This window comes from Pseudochrobactrum sp. B5 (assembly GCF_001939785.1).
Lineage (GTDB): Bacteria > Pseudomonadota > Alphaproteobacteria > Rhizobiales > Rhizobiaceae > Pseudochrobactrum > Pseudochrobactrum saccharolyticum.
The window spans coordinates 216,808-237,517 of record NZ_MOYL01000001.1 but is presented as its reverse complement, the minus strand read 5'-3'; the positions used below and the strand labels follow the sequence as shown (position 1 = coordinate 237,517).

Genomic DNA, 20,710 nt, shown 5'->3' with positions numbered 1-20,710 from the left:
CAGCCCCTCCCGACACAATTATCAGCCCGCTTACGATAAACCGGATTATCGCTCCGGCAAGCTGCAATTCCCGAAATGCTTTTAAAAATAACAATAGCCGCCGCTTGTTAAAAAAAGCGGCGGCTATTGTTATGAAAGCATCGGGAATTCAGATACTATCAGGCAACCCATTCGCCTTTGCGCATCACAGGCACGGATGTTCCGTCTTGTGCAATGCCGTCCACATCGATCTGATTGGAACCGATCATCCAGTCGATATGGATAAAGCTCTTATTGCCGCCCTGTGCCGCAATCTGTTCCGGCGTGAGATCAGCACCATTGATGAAACATTTGGAATAGCACTGACCAAGCGCAATATGGCTGGCAGCATTTTCATCAAACAGCGTGTTGTAGAACAGCAAGCCACTCTGCGAAATCGGCGAGGAATGCGGCACCAGAGCCACTTCACCCAGACGACGGGCGCCTTCATCCGTATCCAATACCTTGTTCAGCACGGATTCACCCTTGCTGGCTTTGGCTTCAACAATCCGGCCACCTTCAAAACGCACGCGGATATCATCAATGATCGTGCCCTGATGTGACAGCGGCTTGGTGCTGGAAACAGTCCCTTCCACGCGCAGAGCATGCGGCGTTGTGAAGACTTCTTCTGTCGGAATATTCGGATTGCAGGTAATGCCGTTTTTAGCGGTCGATGAACCGCCATGCCATTCATGGCCATCAGCCAGACCAACAGTCAGATCCGTATCCGGTCCGGTGAAATGCAAAGCGCGGAAATTACGCTCATTGAGAATTTTGGTACGTTTGCGCAATTGCGCATTATGATCTGCCCATGCGGCTACAGGATCAGCATTATTCACACGCGATGCGGCGAAAATTGCTTCCGCCAGTTTATGAGTTGCCACATCCGGCGCATCATCCGGAAACACCAGCTTTGCCCATGACGGGTTCGGATAGGAGACGATATTCCAGTTAATGTCGAAACCGGCAATTTTTTCCAGCGCAGGCTGATAGGCCATCGACAGCGCTTTATTGGCGCGTGCAACTTTTCCTGCATCCTGTGCGGAAAGCAACATCGGATTATCGCCGGTGATTGCAAGGCGCGCTGCACCGCCGGCATAGGCTTTGGCCATGCCCTGATAGAGCCAGTCGCTGGCGTGGTCGAAGCTCTCATCCGGCGCATATTGGAAACGCGACAGCGCCATATCTTCATCGGAGAAAAACGGTGTTACCAGCCCTGCTCCGGCTTTATAGGCATGTTCCGCAATACGGCGCACCAGCGGCAATGCGATAACCGGTGCGGTAATGACCAGATCCTGCCCTTTACGCAATTGCAGTCCGACTTTAACCGCGACCTCTGCCAGCTTATCCAGTTTAACCGGATCGATAATTGCATCCGCGTGATTGTTTTGGCTGAAATCTGACATCACATACTCCGCTTATTTTCATTGATCATCACAGATACTCCTGCAAGAGCGTGTAAGCTAGAGCTTTGGCAGGATTTTATATTGTCGCTGTAGCCACCGATGCGGAACAGCGTTAATATGCCATATGAAGTCATATTTATCGGAACAAATCCATGAACCGAAACTCCAATAATGCGCGATCATTTCAGAAGCTGAGTCTTGTTGCAGGACTGTTTGCGATAGCGCTGGCAGGCTGCACGACACTTACACCGGAACAGCAGCGTGCTGAGGATGAGAAAACCTGTCTGAGCTATGGTTTTAAACCCAAGTCTGAAGCCATGGCCAATTGCCTGCTGCAAATTCATCTCGACCGCCGCGCCGATATCCGCGCATGGCAGAATGAACGGCCGCAATTCTCCACACCGATGGTTATTTATCAGCCGGTGGTGGTGCCGCGCTGATCTTCATCTCCATAAACAAAAGCCCGCTTCACGCGGGCTTTTTTATTTCAGTCGATAACAAGATAGGGATCAGCTTGCCGGTTCAGGACGATCCTGCGTCAGCAACAATGCACCGATTGCATCAACTTTCTGCTTGTTCATATCTTCCGCACCCGCTGCAAAAGCATTCTGCGTTGCAGAAGCTGCAACCGGTTTGGTTTCAAACGGAAGCTGCGCCGGAACCGGTGTGTTTACAGCCGGTGCATGATAGGCAAGCTGCACCGGTGCTTCCGTTGCAGCCGGTTGTGCAGCCTGCACATCCTGCACAGCCTGTCCGGCAGATGCCACCATCACCGGAGCAACGACAGGCAGGCGGTCGCCTTTGCCAGCCTTAGCCGTATCCGTCACATCATAAATGCTATCCGGCATGGACTGGTTTCTTGGCTCATAGGCAGCCGCCAGATTATACGGGGTTTCAGGCAGCGGCGATTCCAGCGTACCGTCTCTGCGGCGCTTTTCGTAGAAAGAATTGCCACCGGCAACCAGCACATAATGCATATTTCTATACGGGAATTTCAGACCGGCCGTATGGAAGAACATTGCATTCTTCAGTTTCGGATGGCGTTCGCCTTTCAGCACCGAATCTGCGGCTTCTTTCACATCCGGCAAGGCTTTGGAATTCATGGCACGGGTCATAACGCCCGGTGCAAACTGGTTCTTCTGTCCGACAACGCCGCAAATGGTTTCCGGATATTTTTCCGAGACCAGACGGTTCATCACCACCGTGCCGACTGCAACAAGGCCATCACGGCTGGAGCGGGCAGATTCAAAGAACATTGCGCGCTCAAGGCACTCGCGGTCTCTGGAAGTGTATGTATAGGTCTTTTTGCCATTACGGACGGTTACACCGGATTCCTTGGCAGGCTGTGCAGCCTTGGCAGATTTTGAACCGGTCGAAGTCGTGGTGCAGCCAGCAAGGATAAACGGCGTGGCAACCAGAGCACCGATAAACAGTGTTTTCGCTAAATAAGAGCGTTTCAACGGTTCATCCTTATCAATAATTTCCCGTACACCCGGGTCACACAGAGATCCTGTGCGCGAGCCCCGGGAAATTCGGGGGCTATTAGGGCTAAATAAAGGCGCAAGGCCCGATTTATATTCGTGTTCCGGTTAGCGACAACCGGTTAAAATTTACCCCAAGAAAATGCGCCTCATTAGTTAACGCTTTGTTAACGCATTCTTTTGAGTGATTACTAAAATACGCAAGATTACGTAAAGACTTCACTAATCTTGTGAAATGAAGCAGCTTGCCGGATCATGGCTTTGCAGCAATTCCGGTGCGATATTGCCTTATTTCACAACCTGATAGCGCCTCAGACACGGGCGCATCATGCAATTGACCGCCCCATTGCGTTAGTCATAATTCATTACAGCGCGTTACAAATGGCTGATATTTTGTGAAAGCAATTTGCTTTTATGACGCTAGAGCCTTTGCAGACACGGCTTTTCGCAGAATCAGAAACATAAAAACCGGCGTGAATTTTCTTCACACCGGTTCAGTATTTTTCACAAATATCCGGCCGGTTATCAGCCAAAAGCATAGCCGGCACCGCGAACGGTGCGAATCGGATCCACTTCACGACCGGTATTGATTGCCTTGCGCAAACGGCCGATATGCACATCCACCGTGCGGTCATCGACGTAAATATCCCGCCCCCAGATACCATCCAGCAATTGCGTGCGCGAGAAAACGCGCCCCGGTGCCATCATGAAATATTCCAGCAGACGGAACTCTGTCGGCCCGAGTTTGATTTCGCGTTCCTTGCGGTAAACGCGGTGCTGCTGACGGTCGAGAACAATCTCACCGACTTTCAGCACATGGGAAAGCACACTCGGATTGGCGCGGCGCAACATCGCCTTGATACGTGCCAGCAGTTCCGGTGTGGAGAATGGTTTGACAACATAATCATCCGCGCCAACGGCCAGACCGCGTACACGCTCGGATTCCTCACCGCGTGCTGTCAGCATGATAATCGGCAGACGCTCTGTCTCTGCACGCTGACGCAGACGGCGGCAAAGTTCGATGCCGGAAACACCAGGCAGCATCCAGTCGAGAACCAAAAGATCAGGGACGTTTTCGCGTAAATAAATTTCGGCTTCATCGCCACGCAGGATCGTATCGACCTGATAGCCTTCAGCCTCAAGATTATAGCGCAGCAATTCGCTGATGGCTTCTTCGTCTTCAACAACCGCTATTCTTGGCGTGTGTGACATTGCGTATCCACTATTCGTTTAGACATAAGGGGGCATTTGCATTCCGGCGCAGCCGGAATGCATGACGTTTATTCTGACAGGCAGGGCTGAATGCCCTGCATATCCGCTGCCGGTTAGAACAGCTTAGTTTTTATGCAATTCGTCGAGAACGACGTCATGGCTCAGATCATCTTTCGGACGATCCGGCGGCATCTGATTACCGGTGACAATGTAATAGACTGTCTCGGCAATATTGGTGGCATGATCGCCGATACGCTCAATATTCTTGGCGCAGAACAGAAGATGCGTACAGGCCGTAATATTGCGCGGATCTTCCATCATATAAGTCAGAAGTTCGCGGAACAGCGATGTGTACATCGCATCAATTTCATCATCGCGGTCGCGGACAATATTGATCTGGGTCACAGAACGCGTTGCATAGGCATCCAGCACATCTTTAAGCTGGGTGCGGGCAAGCTCTGCCAGTGTTTCCAGACCGCGATAAAGCTTCACCGACTGACGTGTTTCCGAAACGGCAACAACACGCTTGGCAATGTTTTTGCCCATATCGCCGACGCGTTCCAGATCCGCTGAGATACGGATCGCGCCGATAATTTCGCGCAGATCCACAGCCATCGGCTGACGCTTGGCGATAATCATAATCGCCTTGTCATCAATTTCACGTTCGCCTGCATCAAGGATCAGATCCTCGGAAATGACCCGCTGTGCCAGCGCATTATCGGCAGTAACAATCGCCTTGATGGACTGCTCCACCATACGCTCCGCATGACCGCCCATTTCGGCGATTTTACGGGCGAGAAACTTCAGTTCTTCATCATAGGACGTAACCGTATGCTGTGACGGCATGGAAATTTCCTTATCCTGTGGCACTGCCAAAGCAGTCTGTAAAACTCCAGAGCATTTCCGGCTTATATTGCCTCATAGAAAATGCTCTATCTTGTTTGTTTTTACGCGTAAGCTCGATCAGCCGAAACGACCGGTGATATAATCCTGCGTACGTTTTTCTTTCGGCGTGGTGAACATCATATCCGTGTCACCGACCTCTACCAGATTGCCCAGATGGAACATGGCTGTGGTCTGCGAAATACGCGCAGCCTGCTGCATTGAGTGGGTCACAATGACAATCGTATAGTCACGGCGCAACTCGTCAATCAGCTCTTCCACTTTCGCGGTTGCAATCGGGTCAAGCGCCGAGCAAGGCTCATCCATCAGAATAACTTCAGGGCTCACTGCAATCGCGCGGGCAATGCAAAGACGCTGCTGCTGGCCGCCGGAAAGACCTGTGCCTGCATCATTGAGGCGATCTTTCACTTCTTCCCAGAGGCTGGCGCCACGCAGGCTCTTCTCAACGATGACATCCAGATCCGCACGACTGCGGGCCAGACCATGAATGCGCGGACCGTAAGAAACATTCTCATAGATCGATTTCGGAAACGGATTTGGCTTCTGGAACACCATGCCGACACGGGCACGCAACTCCACCACGTCGATTTTCGGATCGTAAATATCCTCGCCATCGAGCGTGATAAGACCTTCAACGCGGCAACCCTCAATCGTATCATTCATACGGTTGAGCGAGCGCAGGAAAGTCGACTTACCGCAACCGGACGGGCCGATCAGCGCGGTTACGCTGTTTTCTTCAATATCCAGATCAACGCCGTGCAAAGCCTGTTTTTCACCGTAGAAAACTTTGACCTTGTCCCCGCGCATTTTGATTTTTTTTGGCAAGGCGTTCATCTTTTCTCCGAGTGTTTTCTCTAAAGTATAATCATTCATCAGGTTCATGATCGCAACTCCGTCCCGATTACCATCTGCGCTCAAAACGGCGGCGCAGAATGATTGCGGCAATATTCATCACAGCGAGGAACAGGAGGAGCACAATAATCGCACCCGATGTCCGCTCTACAAAAGCACGTTCTGCTTCATTAGCCCACATGAAAATCTGTACCGGCAGCGCAGTCGCAGGATCCATAGGGGTAACAGGAGCATTGGCAACAAAAGCAACCATACCGATGAGCAGCAGCGGCGCTGTTTCACCCAATGCCTGAGCCAGACCGATAATCGTGCCGGTCAGAATGCCCGGCGCGGCCAGCGGCAGCACATGGTGGAACACAACCTGCGTTTTGGAAGCACCAAGCCCCAGAGCCGCAGCACGGATTGATGGCGGCACCGCACGCAAAGCTGCACGCGTTGCAATAATGATTGTCGGCAATGTCATCAGCGTCAGCACCAGACCACCAACCAGCGAGGCCGAACGCGGCATACCGAAGAAGTTGATGAAAACCGCCAGCCCCAGCAGACCGAACACGATGGACGGCACCGCAGCCAGATTGTTGATGTTCACTTCAATAATATCGGTAAAGCGGTTTTTACGCGCATATTCTTCTAAGTATATCGAAGCAGCAACACCAATCGGCAGAGCAAAGACCAGCACGATCAGCATCATATAGAGCGAGCCGATCAGCGCCACGCCCAGACCGGACGTTTCCGGACGGCTTGAGGCACCCATTGTAAACAGGCCGGTATTGAAGGACTGGCGCATAACGCCTTCATCCTTCAGTGTCTTCATCCAGCCAACCTGAAGATCGGAGACTTTGCGCTTGCTCTGGTCAACCGACAGGTCGATCTGACCTTTATTGGCCGAGTCAATATCTGCAGCCGCAAGGAATTTGATTGTCTGGGTTGTGCCGATCAGTTTCGGATCAGCCATCACCATTTCACGCAATTGCAGACGAACGCCATCCGAATAGAAACGGGTCATATCGCGCATGGCAGGACGATTGGATTTCTCCACACCGAGCTTGTCAGCCAATGCATTGCGTACCAGCAGCGGATAATTCGCTGTAATCAGCACATTCGGATTGCTTGCGCGTTCATTGGACGGATCGATCACTTTCTCATCCAGCAGCACCGGAATTTCGATCGTTGTCTGCCAGAAGGCTGTGTAGCCTTTGGAAAACACCGAGAAAAACAGCGCACAGAGGAAGAAGATGCCGATTGCAATCGCAATCACACCATACATGCGGAAGCGGCGTTCGGCAGCGTAGCGGCGCTTGATGCCAATATCACGGCGGGCAGGTGCAGTTGAAGTTGTCTTGGGAGTGAAAACAGCGTCGGTCATTCATATTGCTCCCGATATTTACGCACAATGTAGAGAGCGAAAATATTCATCAGCAGGGTCAGGAAGAAGAGCGTAATACCCAGTGCAAAAGCCACCAGTGTCTGCGGTGAGTTGAACTCAAGGTCACCGGTCAGCTGATTGACGATTTTAACAGTGATCGTCGTCATTGCTTCAAACGGGTTGAGCGTCAGATTGGCGGCCACACCGGCAGCAAGCACCACGATCATAGTCTCACCAATGGCGCGGGAAGCGGTCAGCAGCAGCGCTCCGACAATACCCGGCAGTGCAGCAGGCAGGATCACACGTTTGATGGTCTCAGAGCGGGTGGCACCCAAGCCCAGAGAACCGTCACGCAGGGAGCGTGGTACGGCAGTGATAATATCGTCGGACAAAGAGGATACGAACGGGATCAGCATCACGCCCATCACTAAGCCGGCAGTGAGCACACTCTGCGCCATGATGAAACCCTGACCACCGGTCAGTGCTGCACTCAGGTCACGCAGGAACGGGCCGACTGTGACCAGCGCGAAGAAACCGTAAACAATGGTCGGAATACCGGCCAGCACTTCCAGCAGCGGCTTGACGATAGCGCGGGTTTTGGCACCGGCATATTCAGACATATAAATCGCGGCAAACAGACCAACCGGCACCGCGAAGACCATGGCGACCAGCGCGATGTAAAGCGTACCGGCAAGCAGCGGGATCAGACCGAACTGGCCATGGGAATCTGTGGCACCGGCAGCGGCAAAACGCGGATCCCAAACCGTTCCGAAGAAGAATTCGTAGGCCGGAACATCGCTGAAGAAATTGATTGTCTGAAACAGCATCGAGAAGACGATGCCGACAGTGGTAAGAATGGCGATGGTTGAGGCAGCGATCAGCCCCCACAGCACAATGCTTTCCACATTGTTGCGGGCGCGGACGCGCGGTGCAATTGTCATCCAGCCAAAGATAAATCCGGCAATAGCCAGAGCAATCGTCAGACCTGCGCGGATATTCGAGGAAAAGGCGGCTGCCTTGTTCCATTGTACCGCAACCGGCACCATCACATCCTGACCTTCTGTCGCCAGCGCGATGCCTTTTTCAGCCATCAAAGCGCGAACTTCAGAATAGGTCTGCGGCAGGTTTTCACGGCTCGACGGATCAAGACGCTCAAACCCATGTGCGAGGCTTTTCACCACGCCGAGCGACAGGCTTTCGCTGTAATTTTCAGTGTTGCCGAGAGCATCCTGCAACTGCGATTTGGCAGTCTGCTCCAGATAGACGGTGGCGCTCAGCGACCAGACGACAAATAAAATAATTGCCGGCATGACTGTCAGAGAGAAAACCCACCATCCGTGATAATGCGGACGGGAATGTGGTTTCTCTTTTTTATCTGCCACGTTTTTTACGGTATTCAATTGTGCAACCGCTTTGGCGCGGCCAAGGAAAAATCCTGCGACGCCCAGCACGAAGACAATTGTTAAGACCAGCATGATCGACATTTAAATTCCCTGATCACCGTCCACGACAAAAGACAATCCGGGCGCAGAGCTTGTCTGCACCCGGACCATATTCAAATTATTTAACCTGCATTACAGTACCGGCTGCAAATGCATCGCGCTGTTCTTTGCGCTCTGCTTCCGGTGCCGGAACCAGACCATAGTCTGCCAGCGGGCTTTCATCACCAATCATCTGATCGGAAAGGAAGAATTCCACATATTCTTTCAGACCAGGGATCACGCCCAGATGCGCTTTCTTCACGTAGAAGAACAGCGGACGGGAAACCGGATATTCGCCTTTGGCAATGGTTTCAACGCTTGGAACGATATCGTTCACAGTTGCAACCTTCAGCTTGTCAGCATTGTTTTCATAGAAGGACAGGCCGAATACGCCAACGCCGGTTTTATTAGCGCTGATACGGGCGAGTGTTTCGCTGTAGTCACCGTCAATATCAACAGCCTTGCCGTCTTTACGCACAGCGATACAGGTCTTGGCAGCTGCCTTGTCATCTGCACCACCGGCTTTGATGACTTCCAGCGCGCCGCTTTCTTTACAACCGTCAGCGAGCAGCTTTTCTTCGAAAACTTCACGGGTACCGTGCTTTTCGCCCGGAATGTAAGCAGCAATATCCCAATCCGGCAGAGCGGCGTTAACCTGATTCCACTTGGTGTTCGGATTATCTACCAGCTTACCGTCTACAACGATTTTAGCAGCAAGTGCCTTGTAAACATCAACCGGAGCCAACTTCCAGTCCGGACCGTTAATATCGGTTGCGAAAACGATACCGTCATAACCGATGCGTACTTCCTGAACATCTTTTACACCTGCATCGATGCAGGACTGCAGTTCAGAAGACTTCATTGCGCGGGATGCATTGGCGATATCGATTGTGTTTTCGCCTACACCTTTACAGAAGTCTTTGATGCCTGCGCCCGAACCGCCGGATTCAATAACAGGGGTTTTGAAATCCGGATAGGTTTCGCCGAAAGTTTCAGCAACGATCTTGGCATATGGCAGAACGGTTGACGAACCGGCAACCTGAATCTGGTCGCGAGCCTGAGCGGCAGTAGCACCGGCTACAGCAGCAATTGCCAATGCAGCAGTCGTTGTAATCAGCTTGTTCATAGGAGCAGCTCCAGTTAGAAGAATGAGGTAACGTTTTGGACGTTACCAGCCATCTACGCGCTCTATATAACAGCTATATGACACTAATATTACAGGTTTGTATCAGTGCTCAATTCAGCATTTTATAATAAAAAAATGCGGTTTCCCGAACGACCAATACAGAGCCAGAAAATTCGGACCCTGAAAGCAAAATAAAAACAATCTCTTAGGATGGCTTCGCTTTTTCCTCACCGGTCTCGTTCTCATCTTCTGTGGTCTGCGCCGACAAGAAATTGCCCACATGGCGCAATGTTTCAAAGTGGTCACAGAAAACTTTTATGACAACCAGAAGCGGCACCGCTATCAGGGCACCGATGAAGCCCCACAACCATGACCAGAAGGCAACGGCTACAAAAACCGCAACCGTATTCAGTTCAAGACGCCGGCCGATAATGGTCGGTGTCACAATCTGCCCTTCGAGAATATTACAGGCCAGCACAAAAGCCGGAGCCAGCATGGCATAGGCGATCTGGTCAAAGGACACGATAGCAATGATCCCGACCACGACAATTGTCGTCAATGCGCCGATATAGGGCAGGAAATTAAGCAGCGCCGCCATCACACCGAAGACAAACGGTGTCGGCATCCCCAATGCCCACAGTCCCAGACTGATTGCCAGCCCCAAAAGCCCGTTAATGACCGTGATCGTCAGCAGATAGCTGGAAATAACCTGTTCCACATCATAGACAACACGCAAGGCACGCTTCTTTTCGCTCAGCTTGCCAAAAGACTGGATGATCTTTTCATAGAACATGGTTCCCGAGGCAAGAATGAACAGCGTCAGGATAAATGTCACAGCAATTGTCGTGCCGCCTGACAAAACATTGCCCGCAGCCTGTGAAAGAATGCCGGGCTGCGCCAGCGAAACTGTCTGCACTTTCGGATCCTGTCCCATTTGTGCGACCTGATCGACCTGTTTGCTGATATTGAGCAAATGTTCTGCGGGTGCGCGCAACCGGTGCAGTTTCTCTGTCAGCTCCCGCCCGATTTCCGGTGCTTCACTCACCATTTCCGTAACCGGCCCGCTTAAAAGATAGCCGGTCACTCCGATGAAGGAGAAAGAAAAGACCACAAGCAGAGTGGCCGAAATAGCTTCGGAAATGCCGAGTCGTTTTTTGGAGAAACGGACAATCGGTGTCAGCATCAGCGCCAGCAAAATGGCCAGCGTGACCGGCATGAAAAAATCCCGTGCAAAATACAGCGCATAAACCAGCATCATCAGAAAAATACCGGTCAGCATTGCGCGGCCTGTACGCACATATTTCGTCAGATTTTGCAGATTTCCGCTTTCAGGCAAAGGATGCGCCGGATAAATCAGCTCATTATCAGCATCGGATATCGACGTCTTATTATCATGCGGCATCTGCATCCGCCTCCCCCTCATTCCTATGCGGATTATTCCCGCTATGCCGGTAAATTAAGGGAGACAGCAATGCCGTCAATATAAAGCGATAAATATAGTCCGCCAGCCGGCATGATCCGGCTGGTTCAAAGCAAAAGCATATCTTAATTCAGCACCAGCCAGCCGGAAATCAGGATGACGACAGCACCGGCCAGCATGTGAATTTCCACCGGAGCGTTAAACAGTAATGCCCCATAGAACAGTCCCCAGATAATCTGGCTATATTGAACGGGCGCAACAATCGCGGCAGATCCCAGACGGAACGCTTTAACAATCATCGTCTGCGCAAAAGCAATCAGCCCGCCGCCGAGAAGCGCCAGCCCCAGATCCTGCCACTGCGGTGTGATCAGGCCGTTATAAAGCGCCAGCAATCCGGCAAAACAGGACTGGACAATCAGCAGAGCAACAACCAGCGCCTTGTCAGACTCATCGCTTTTGGCACGGCGCAGCAAAACCTGCGCAATGGCGAAAAACAATGCCGAACCCAAAGCGGCCAGATGCCCCGCAGACAATGGTGCCGCGCCCGGCTGCAAAATCCAGATCACACCGGCGAAGCCGAGAAGAACGCCGAACCAGCCCCGCAAGGAGAGGCGCTCTCCTACCATGATAAAAGCGACAATCGCGACAAAAATTGGAGACAGAAAGCCCAGCACATAAGCTTCAGCCAGCGGCAAAGCCGAAAATGCATAATAGATCAGCAGCGTATTCATCGACAAAAGCAGCGCACGGCCAAAGGCCAGTTTTGGATAAACCGGCAGCAAACGCTTTGCCTGCCCGCTGAGACAGCCATGAACAACAATGAAAGACAGAGCAAAAACGGACAGCAAAAATGTTGTCTCATAAACACCGATGCGGGCGCTCAGTGTTTTGACAATTGTATCCGCCCCTGAAAATGCTGTGAAAGCAATAAAGGCGATCAAAGCTGCGCGGAGATTATGCGTTTGCGTATTCATATTGTCACTGCCGTAAAGGTGCTGGGCCTTAAAAAATAAGGGGCCATAAATGTGCGGGTTTTCGGAGAGTATTCCGGCAGACTGGCGCTCCCCACACTCAGCCCCCTTCACATTCAGCATGTGACGTCAGATCAATTATCGACACCAAAGCATAGTCTGAAACATAAGGCTCTGTTGCGAGCGCGACGTTACTGTTTCTTTTGAAGAAAGCAAGAGAGCTGTTTCGATTTCAACAATGGCCCGTATCTATTCTTTTCAGCAGCTATGCAGATGCAATTTTATAACATTTTAAAACTCTCATACGCACGAAACTTTCAAGCATTTAAAGAATACAAGCCAATGCCTCATAAATTGCCCGCCAGCCAGTAGACAAAACCGATTTATCGGCATAGGCCGTTTACGTTAAAGTCAAAGAACCTCTCTGTTCAGGCATTTTTCAGGCTGCATCTCCCGATCAGTCAGGCTGTTGTTAAACACATGGTCTGGCTCTGTGCGCCGGATAATATCTGCGGCAGCAGAGTGTTTTTCGTTTCCTTTTTAGAGAACGGCAACACCGGATAAAGCGTATCGCCTGAAACAGAACGGATAAACGTGTCTCCCAAGACGTTTCCGTTTTCAGTTTCTCAGGCCGATATTTCGCTTTGCAAAATCCGGTTTTGCTTTTTGGTGTAAGATTGGATTTGAAATGTCGCCTAAAGACAATGCTTCACCGGCTCATTCGCCGGCGCCGGAGCTCGACCGAAAAACCCGCATAAAATCTATTCTCGGCGGTTCTGCCGGTAATCTTGTTGAGTGGTATGACTGGTATGTCTATGCTGCTTTTACGCTTTATTTTGCGCCTAAATTCTTCCCGTCAGGCAACCAGACAGCCGAGCTTCTGAGTGCTGCGGCCGTGTTTGCAGTCGGCTTCCTGATGCGCCCGATCGGTGCATGGATCATGGGTATTTATGCCGACCGCAAAGGCCGCAAAGCCGGTCTGACCCTTTCTGTTACGCTGATGTGTATCGGCTCGCTGATTATTGCAGTGACACCGGCCTATGAAACAATCGGCGTTATGGCACCGGCATTGCTCGTTTTTGCCCGCCTGTTGCAGGGTCTGAGTGTGGGCGGTGAATATGGCGCCAGCGCCACTTATTTGAGCGAGATGGCCGGCAAAAGCCGTCGCGGTTTCTTCTCCAGCTTCCAATATGTGACCCTGATTGCCGGTCAGCTGACCGCACTTGGTGTATTGCTGATCCTTCAGCGTCTTCTCACACCGGAACAGCTCGGTGAATGGGGCTGGCGTATTCCGTTCTTCATCGGCGGTCTGCTGGCGATCTTCGTCTTCTGGGTTCGCCGTGGTCTTGTGGAAACAAAATCATTCGATAACGCCAAAACCAGCGACAAGCCACGCTCCAGCGGTTTTGCCCTGTTCAAGCATTATCCGAAAGAAGCCTTCACCGTTCTGGCGCTGACAGCCGGTGGTACGCTGGCATTCTACACATACACAACCTATCTGCAGAAGTTCCTCGTCAACACTTCCGGTTTCAGCAAGGAATCCGCCAGTGAAATTACGGCGCTCGCGCTGCTGATCTTCATGCTGATCCAGCCGCTGGCCGGTGCGCTTTCCGACCGCGTTGGCCGCAAGCCGCTGATGATCGGTTTCGGTGTGATGGGCGTGCTGTTTACCTATCCGATCTTCTCCACCCTCTCGACAACAACCAATCCATATGTGGCTTTCGGTCTGTCGCTGGCAGGTCTGATTATCGTGACCGGTTACACCTCGATCAATGCGGTGGTGAAAGCAGAAATGTTCCCTGCACATATCCGTGCGCTTGGCGTTGCTCTGCCTTATGCGCTGGCCAATACGATTTTCGGTGGTACCGCTGAATGGGTAGCGCTGAAATTCAAACTGTCCGGCTATGAAACATGGTTCTTCTGGTATGTGACAATCATGATCGGTCTTTCTCTGATCATCTATATCCGGATGAAAGAAACCCGCGATCACAGCCTGATCCACGAAGACTAAAATATCTAAATTGAAGAACCGGCCGGAAATCACTTTCCGGCCGGTTTTTCTTTAAACTGCTTTTTGTCAGTGAGCCGTTTTCACCGGCTGACCAGACACATAGGTTTCCACAATCGCACGGTCATCCCCGAGCGTCTGCAACAGGAACAATTCCTGCGCCAGATTGGAGCCTGCATCCATACGCAGTCGCATCGCAGATGTGGCGCGGCTATTCAGCACCACAAAATCTGCTTCCGTGTCTGCATTCAGCGTACCGATCTTGTCTTCCATCGACAGTGCCCGGGCATTGCCCAAAGTCATCATATAGAATGAACTGAGCGGATTGAGCCGCTGGCCACGCAATTGCAGCACTTTATAGCCCTCATCCAATGTGCGCAGCATCGACCAGCTGGTGCCGCCGCCAATATCGGTCGCGACACCAATGCGCACACCGGCATCGCGCAAGCCATCGCGGTCAAACAGCCCGCTGCCGAGAAACAGATTGGAAGTAGGGCAGAATACCGCCACAGACCGGCTATCTGCCAATGCTTTTATTTCCCGCTCCGACAAATGAATGGAATGCCCGAGCAGTGTCTTGTCCCCGAGCAGACCATAATGCTCATAAATGCCGGTATAATCCGGCGCATCGGGATAGAGCGAACAGGTAAATTCAATCTCGGCATGGTTCTCAGACAGATGGGTCTGTACGTAACATTCCGGATGCTCACGCACCAAAGCCTGCGCCGCCTCAAGCTGCGCCGGTGTCGAGGTGATCGCAAAACGTGGCGTGATCGCATAATCCAGACGCCCCTTGCCATGCCAGCGGGCAATCAATGCTTTGCTATCATCATAGGAAGATTGTGCCGTATCGCACAAAGCGGCAGGCGCATTGCGATCCATCATCACCTTGCCGGCAATGTTGCGCATATTCAGCCGCTCACTGGCGCGGAAAAATGCATCCACACTTTGCGGGTGCACAGAACCATAGGCCACAACAGTCGTGGTGCCGTGACGCAATAATTCATCAATAAAGCGTTCGGCAATATGCTCACCGAATTGCTCATCGGCATATTTCTGCTCTTCAATGAAAGTGTAATCATTGAGCCAGTCCAGCAGTTCCGCCGCGTAAGACGCAACCACCTGACTTTGCGGAAAATGGATATGCGTATCAATAAAACCGGGCAGGATCAGATGCGGGCGATGATCGGTTTCCGGTGTGTCCGCTGATTTTTGTGCCGCAACAGCTGCATAATCGCCGACTGCTTTAATTAGCCCGTCTTCAACAAGCAGTGCGCCGTCCTCATGATAAATATAAGACGCTGTATCGCTGATATCCTGCGGCTCACGGATAAAACTCAGAACACGCCCGCGGATAAGACGCTGATTATACTTTTGTGTCATATTCACAGACATGAAAATACCCTCGCTGAAAAGCAGAAATAGTCAGTATTACAACATAGTTTTGATCAGGGTTTAGAAGCTGAAGCGGTCTCATACCAGCGCCGCAACAACAGACGCTCCTCCGCACTCATACCTGTGAGATTGGCAGGCGGCATGGCATGGGAGCGCGCTGCATTGAGATAGATTTCTTTGGCATGGGCAGCGATCGCAACATCACTGTCGAGAATGACACCCTTTGGTGGCACCAGAATACCCTCCCATGACGGCTCCGCCGTATGGCACATGGAACAACGCCCCAGAACCGTATCGCGCACTGTCTCAAATTCCGGCGTATTGATGTATTTTTGCTGGAGTGTCGAGGCTTGCGCCTCTCCGGCATTGTCCAGCTGTTTCGGTTCGGTGGACAGCCACATAATCACGATAAACAGCAAAACCGTTGCCAGCCATGTCCAAGTCGGACTGCCCTTGCGCGCGTGGCGGGTATTGAACCAATGGCGGATTGTTACCCCCATCAGAAACACCAGCGATGCAATAATCCAGTTATATTTCGTGCCGAATGCCAGAGGATTATGGTTCGACAACATCAGAAAGATAACCGGCAGCGTCAGATAGTTATTATGGGTGGAACGCTGCTTGGCGATCACGCCATATTTGGGGTCAGGTGTGCGCCCCGCAATCAGATCCGCTACCACTTTCTTCTGGTTCGGAATGATAATCATAAACACATTGGCGGACATAATCGTGGCTGTGAAAGCGCCGAGATGCAGGAAGGCCGCGCGTCCGGTAAAGAGTTGTGTATAGCCCCATGCCATAAGAACCAGCACGAAATAGAGGATCACCATCAATTGGGTGGTATTGCGCCCGAGCGGAGATTTACACAGCAGATCATAGATGATCCAGCCACCGGCAATAGAAGCCAGTGAAATGATGATCGCCGTTGTGCGGGAAACATTCAGCACCTGCGGATCAATCAGATAGAGATCAGCACTGCCGTAATAGACGATGGCAAGAAGCGCAAAGCCCGACAGCCATGTGGCATAGGATTCCCATTTGAACCAGATCAGGTCTTCCGGCATCCGCGACGGTGCCACCAGATATTTCTGAATGTGATAGAAACCACCACCGTGAACCTGCCATTCCTCACCATAGGCACCGGGCGGCAGATCGGGCGCTTTGCGCAAGCCCAGATCAAGAGCAATGAAATAGAAAGATGAGCCGATCCACGCAATTGCGGTGATAACGTGGAGCCAGCGGGCAGCAAAGCCAAGCCAGTCCCACGCGATTGCCAGTTCAAACATGCATTCCTCCCCGATATGCAGCAGACCGTCTGCCACTATAGGGGAAGAATCAGCTTAAGCGCCAGATGGTTATATGCGGCACAATGAACAGCAGTTAAAACCGCAGCGTAGCTACACGTTCCGGCAGCATCGTAATGGTTTCCGCATCCACATTGGCAAAGGCAAAGCGCAGGAAGTCCTGTTGCCCTGCACCGAAATAAGCGCCGGGAATGGTGATAATCCCGCAGGTCTTTGCCAGTTTTTCTGACACAGCCGCAGATTCCACTCCTTTGAATGGATGGCGGACAAAGGCGAAATAGGCACCAACGGAAATGGCTTCCCAGCCTTCCATTTGCGCAATTGCACTACGCAAAGCCTGTGCCCGATGCGCAATTTCACGGCGGTTTTCATTACGCCATTCGGTCAGCGGTTCAATCGCCTGCGCAATTGCGGCCTGCGGCGGCAACGGCGCACAAATCTGCAGATTGTCCATGATCTTAGCAATCTCGCCAATCACAGCTTCCGCCGCAATAATTGCACCAAGGCGATGCCCCGGAATACAGAAGGATTTGGAAAAGCTGTAAAGCTGGATCAGATAATCATTCCAGTCAGCCTCATCAAAGAGATGATGCGGCACCGCATCGGCATCTTCGAGAAAATCGCGATAGGTCTCATCGAGAATCAACCATGTGCCATTGGCGCGGCAAATCTCATAAATCTGCTTCAGCACGTCCGGTGAATAGACCGCACCGGTCGGATTATTCGGAGTGACCAGCGCCAGCACTTTAATACCGGCATGCAGAACCTGTTTCAGTTCCTGCGGGTCTGGTACAAAACCGTTCTGCGCACGACATGGCATCAGCTCCAGCTTGATACCGAGCATCGCCAGCGAAGTTTCATGGTTGAAATAGAGCGGATTGCTCAGCATCACCGTATCACCGGCACCGGCCAGCGCCATCACGGCTGCGATAAATGCCTGATTGCAACCGGCTGTAATCTGCACCTGTGCTGCATCCAGTTTGGCTTTATAAAGCTGGCTCACATGCGCGGCATAGGCTTCACGCAGAGCCGGCAGACCTTCAATCGGCCCGTAATTGGCAAAAGCTTTGGAAGATGCCGCTTCGCCGGAAAAACGCAGCATTTCATCATGCGGCGGATAACCCGGTACGGCCTGAGACAAATCAATCAACGGCCCCAAAGCACCGTCATAGGCCTGCGCCCATGCTTTGACAGCAGGAATTGGCGGCAAAGATAAAGCAGAAACTGCCGGATTAATCCGCGGCGCAGCATTGTCACTCATAATAGGCTCCCAGATATTATGCATCCGGCAGCACCATCAGATATGCACCGGATTTTACTCCTCTGGTCGGGATACCACATAGTAAGCACAAGCCAACATAAAAAGCGCAACGCCTGCGCCTAAATATAATCCGGGCTGGGCGCTCCAGAGAAAAATCGCATAGCCGATCATCATACCGCCACAAGCAAATTTCTTGGCGCGACGCGGAATCGCGCCGCGATCGCGCCACTTAATGACCAAAGGCCCGAATTGCGGGTGCGCCAGAATGCGCTTTTCAAGCTTCGGTGATGAGCGGGCAAAAAACCATGCTGCCAGAATAATAAAGATTGTCGTCGGCATCACCGGCAGAATTGCACCGATAATCCCCAATGCCAGCATCAGAAAACCGAGACACAGATAAAGAAAGCGTTGCGGGCCGGACAGAACAACCGCTTGAGCAGGCGTCTGCTCTTGCTGCACGCTCTCCGGTGTCGTGACCGGCTTGAGCTCAGGCCTGCTCTGGGAATGATCCGATGGAGGAAGCGACATAATACGATCCGATATAATCTTCTGTTCCGGCTTTTGCCTGCCAACGTTTGTTTATCAACGTTTTCCGGCTGAGTTTGCACGTTTTTCAGCAGCAAAACCATCCTCCCCGATTCTGCCTGCCGGTCTTATTGTGCATCCAAAAACGCCTGTATTAAGCTCTAAACCCAAAAGGTGAGACAAGCAATCAGCTTTCAAAAACGTGATCACCGGCCAAAATCACAATTTCGCCACAATATTTACACCTTGGCGGAAAGCTTTTTAAACTTGGCCTGCAAACACAGATTGTACCGGCCGCCCCTTGGACTCAGTCTTGAATCCGAAAGTAAACATGTCCAGTTCTTGAAATACGATCAGACGCAGAGTCATATTTCCATAAAAATAAATAATGACAAATACATTTTCGATTCATAAAAGACAAATTTGAAAATATAAAAGTCTTAACTCATAATATATACTCAATATAACGAAATTTTACAGATTGTTAACCTAAAATTCAATCCAAAATATATTCCATTTGTGACCATTTCAGCGCCACATTTACATTGCAGTTGAGCGCCTGAACTTCTGTTACTTCAGATTATTGATAACGACAGACCGGATGACTGACTGCAATTTATCAGCATTCTGCGCCCGCGCTCTGACACAACCGTCGCACCCGATATTTTGTACACTTATTGTACAACCTCCGGCTGCTGACACCGGTACGACCTATGACGACGATCCGCACCAAGCGCCTGCCTGCCCTCTTTGCATTTTCCGCCGCTGTCTTTTTAATTTCTGCTTTTTCCAGCAGTCAGGCTGAAGCTGCTGCTGCCAATTGCGGCCGCGCCTCCTGGTATGCACTGACATCAAAAACCGCATCAGGTGAACGCATGAATCCGGCAGGTATGACTGCCGCACACCGCACCCTGCCGCTCGGCAGCAAAGTCCGTGTGACCAATCAGAACAACGGAAAATCGCTCGTGGTACGGATTAACGACCGCGGCCCGTTCATCAAAGGCCGTGTTCTGGATCTTTCCAAAGGCGCAGCGCAGAAACTCGGCTTTGTCGGCGCAGGCCATACCAAGGTTTGCTACAACAAGCTGTAATCAACGCCGGAGCATTTCCTGTTCATCCTGAAACACCGGAAATGCTCTGCCTGTTTGCTTTCACGCATTTCCGGTCGCAAACCGGTTTCCGCTTTTTCGGGAATATTAAAGGGGCAAAACTGCCCCTTAATACTTGTTAACCATTTCTTAATAAACTCGGGTGCAGCGCGCCCCGCACAATTGACTCTTACCTGTTACCGATATTAACATTTCGTTAATAAGTAGCTGTGGCTGAGGCGTTGTGTATGTTCAGTTTTGTAAAATTTAAAAATCTGACACTGTCAGCCGCAGGCTTGGTAGCAAGTTTGGTATTGGCGTTTGGCTCATCAGCACTTGCAGCCCAGACAGGCAGCCCGTTCATGGCAACCGGCGGTTTGACATCACAGCCAATCGGTCATTACGAATTCTGCAAACGACTGCCAGCCGAATGCAATGTTACTTCTGCGCAGACAGCGCCGGTCAAGCTCGATCAGGCAACATGGGCGAAAATTGTTCAGGTCAATATTGAAGTCAACGCGCTGATCCAGCCAATGACTGATATGGAAATCTATGGTGTAGAAGAATACTGGACCTATTCCACCACTGTCGGCGATTGTGAAGAATATGTCCTGCTCAAGCGCCGTGAACTTGCCAAAGCCGGTATTCCGCTCAGTTCATTGCTCATCACTGTTCTGCGTAAGCCGGACGGTGAAGGGCATGCGGTTTTGACCGTGCGCACTGATCGTGGTGATTTCATCCTCGATAATCTGACCGATGCCGTGAAAAACTGGCAGGAAACTGATTATAGCTATCTGAAGCGTCAGGCTGCCAACCATACTGGTCGCTGGGTTTCCATTGAAACTCCAGGCAATCTGGTTGTCGGCGCTGTTAAATAAGCCAGTAGCGTAATA

The 20,710-nt window shown here is 51.4% G+C and carries 18 protein-coding genes; 4 read left to right on the top strand and 14 right to left on the bottom strand.

Annotation, left to right across the window (positions count from 1 at the left end; genetic code table 11):
* Positions 1 to 158: 158 nt before the first annotated feature.
* Entirely contained in the window at positions 159 to 1,424 is a 1,266-nt protein-coding gene (locus BKD14_RS01150) for an aminopeptidase (RefSeq protein ID WP_075653966.1), read from the bottom strand.
* A 152-nt stretch (positions 1,425 to 1,576) separates the two neighbouring features.
* Here BKD14_RS01150 and BKD14_RS01145 point away from each other — a divergent pair, with 152 nt between their 5' ends.
* On the top strand, positions 1,577 to 1,864 hold the full coding sequence (locus BKD14_RS01145; protein WP_022709241.1) for a hypothetical protein: 288 nt from the start codon (positions 1,577 to 1,579) through the stop codon (positions 1,862 to 1,864).
* A 69-nt stretch (positions 1,865 to 1,933) separates the two neighbouring features.
* Here BKD14_RS01145 and BKD14_RS01140 read toward each other — a convergent pair whose 3' ends face one another.
* From BKD14_RS01140 to BKD14_RS01100, 9 genes are all read right to left on the bottom strand, one after another.
* Positions 1,934 to 2,884: a cell wall hydrolase gene (locus BKD14_RS01140; RefSeq protein ID WP_075653965.1), complete on the bottom strand. Its 951-nt coding sequence runs from the start codon at positions 2,882 to 2,884 to the stop codon at positions 1,934 to 1,936.
* A gap of 546 nt (positions 2,885 to 3,430) precedes the next feature.
* Complete coding sequence (gene phoB, locus BKD14_RS01135) at positions 3,431 to 4,117, bottom strand: phosphate regulon transcriptional regulator PhoB (RefSeq protein ID WP_022709193.1); 687 nt, start codon at positions 4,115 to 4,117, stop codon at positions 3,431 to 3,433.
* Between the two features lie 123 nt (positions 4,118 to 4,240).
* Complete coding sequence (gene phoU, locus BKD14_RS01130; protein WP_022709192.1) at positions 4,241 to 4,963, bottom strand: phosphate signaling complex protein PhoU; 723 nt, start codon at positions 4,961 to 4,963, stop codon at positions 4,241 to 4,243.
* A gap of 117 nt (positions 4,964 to 5,080) precedes the next feature.
* On the bottom strand, positions 5,081 to 5,902 hold the full coding sequence (gene pstB / locus BKD14_RS01125) for a phosphate ABC transporter ATP-binding protein PstB (RefSeq protein WP_022709191.1): 822 nt from the start codon (positions 5,900 to 5,902) through the stop codon (positions 5,081 to 5,083).
* Positions 5,903 to 5,921: 19 nt separating this feature from the next.
* On the bottom strand, positions 5,922 to 7,238 hold the full coding sequence (gene pstA, locus BKD14_RS01120) for a phosphate ABC transporter permease PstA (RefSeq protein ID WP_022709190.1): 1,317 nt from the start codon (positions 7,236 to 7,238) through the stop codon (positions 5,922 to 5,924).
* Complete coding sequence (pstC, locus tag BKD14_RS01115) at positions 7,235 to 8,722, bottom strand: phosphate ABC transporter permease subunit PstC (RefSeq protein WP_075653964.1); 1,488 nt, start codon at positions 8,720 to 8,722, stop codon at positions 7,235 to 7,237. Before pstC ends, pstA begins: the two co-directional genes overlap by 4 nt.
* Before the next feature lie 76 nt (positions 8,723 to 8,798).
* On the bottom strand, positions 8,799 to 9,845 hold the full coding sequence (locus BKD14_RS01110; RefSeq protein ID WP_022709188.1) for a substrate-binding domain-containing protein: 1,047 nt from the start codon (positions 9,843 to 9,845) through the stop codon (positions 8,799 to 8,801).
* A gap of 205 nt (positions 9,846 to 10,050) precedes the next feature.
* Positions 10,051 to 11,124, bottom strand: coding sequence for an AI-2E family transporter (locus tag BKD14_RS01105; RefSeq protein ID WP_075654715.1), 1,074 nt, complete (start codon positions 11,122 to 11,124; stop codon positions 10,051 to 10,053).
* A 266-nt stretch (positions 11,125 to 11,390) separates the two neighbouring features.
* Complete coding sequence (locus BKD14_RS01100; RefSeq protein ID WP_022709186.1) at positions 11,391 to 12,239, bottom strand: DMT family transporter; 849 nt, start codon at positions 12,237 to 12,239, stop codon at positions 11,391 to 11,393.
* Between the two features lie 685 nt (positions 12,240 to 12,924).
* Here BKD14_RS01100 and BKD14_RS01095 point away from each other — a divergent pair.
* On the top strand, positions 12,925 to 14,247 hold the full coding sequence (locus BKD14_RS01095) for an MFS transporter (RefSeq protein WP_075653963.1): 1,323 nt from the start codon (positions 12,925 to 12,927) through the stop codon (positions 14,245 to 14,247).
* A 66-nt stretch (positions 14,248 to 14,313) separates the two neighbouring features.
* Here BKD14_RS01095 and guaD read toward each other — a convergent pair whose 3' ends face one another.
* From guaD to BKD14_RS01075, 4 genes are all read right to left on the bottom strand, one after another.
* A complete protein-coding gene (gene guaD, locus BKD14_RS01090; protein WP_245293538.1) occupies positions 14,314 to 15,639 on the bottom strand; it encodes a guanine deaminase in 1,326 nt (441 codons plus the stop codon).
* 53 nt (positions 15,640 to 15,692) lie between these two features.
* Complete coding sequence (locus BKD14_RS01085) at positions 15,693 to 16,925, bottom strand: urate hydroxylase PuuD (protein WP_075653962.1); 1,233 nt, start codon at positions 16,923 to 16,925, stop codon at positions 15,693 to 15,695.
* Positions 16,926 to 17,019: 94 nt separating this feature from the next.
* A complete protein-coding gene (locus BKD14_RS01080) occupies positions 17,020 to 18,204 on the bottom strand; it encodes an aminotransferase (protein ID WP_075654713.1) in 1,185 nt (394 codons plus the stop codon).
* A gap of 54 nt (positions 18,205 to 18,258) precedes the next feature.
* Positions 18,259 to 18,732, bottom strand: a complete 474-nt coding sequence (locus BKD14_RS01075; RefSeq protein ID WP_083646731.1) for a YbaN family protein — start codon at positions 18,730 to 18,732, stop codon at positions 18,259 to 18,261.
* Between the two features lie 710 nt (positions 18,733 to 19,442).
* Here BKD14_RS01075 and BKD14_RS01070 point away from each other — a divergent pair.
* Together BKD14_RS01070 and BKD14_RS01065 are read left to right on the top strand one after the other, a co-directional pair.
* The gene (locus tag BKD14_RS01070; protein WP_075653961.1) at positions 19,443 to 19,820 is read left to right on the top strand and encodes a septal ring lytic transglycosylase RlpA family protein; all 378 of its coding nucleotides are present in this window, start codon (positions 19,443 to 19,445) and stop codon (positions 19,818 to 19,820) included.
* 245 nt (positions 19,821 to 20,065) lie between these two features.
* Positions 20,066 to 20,695, top strand: coding sequence for a transglutaminase-like cysteine peptidase (locus tag BKD14_RS01065; RefSeq protein ID WP_075653960.1), 630 nt, complete (start codon positions 20,066 to 20,068; stop codon positions 20,693 to 20,695).
* Positions 20,696 to 20,710: the final 15 nt, after the last annotated feature.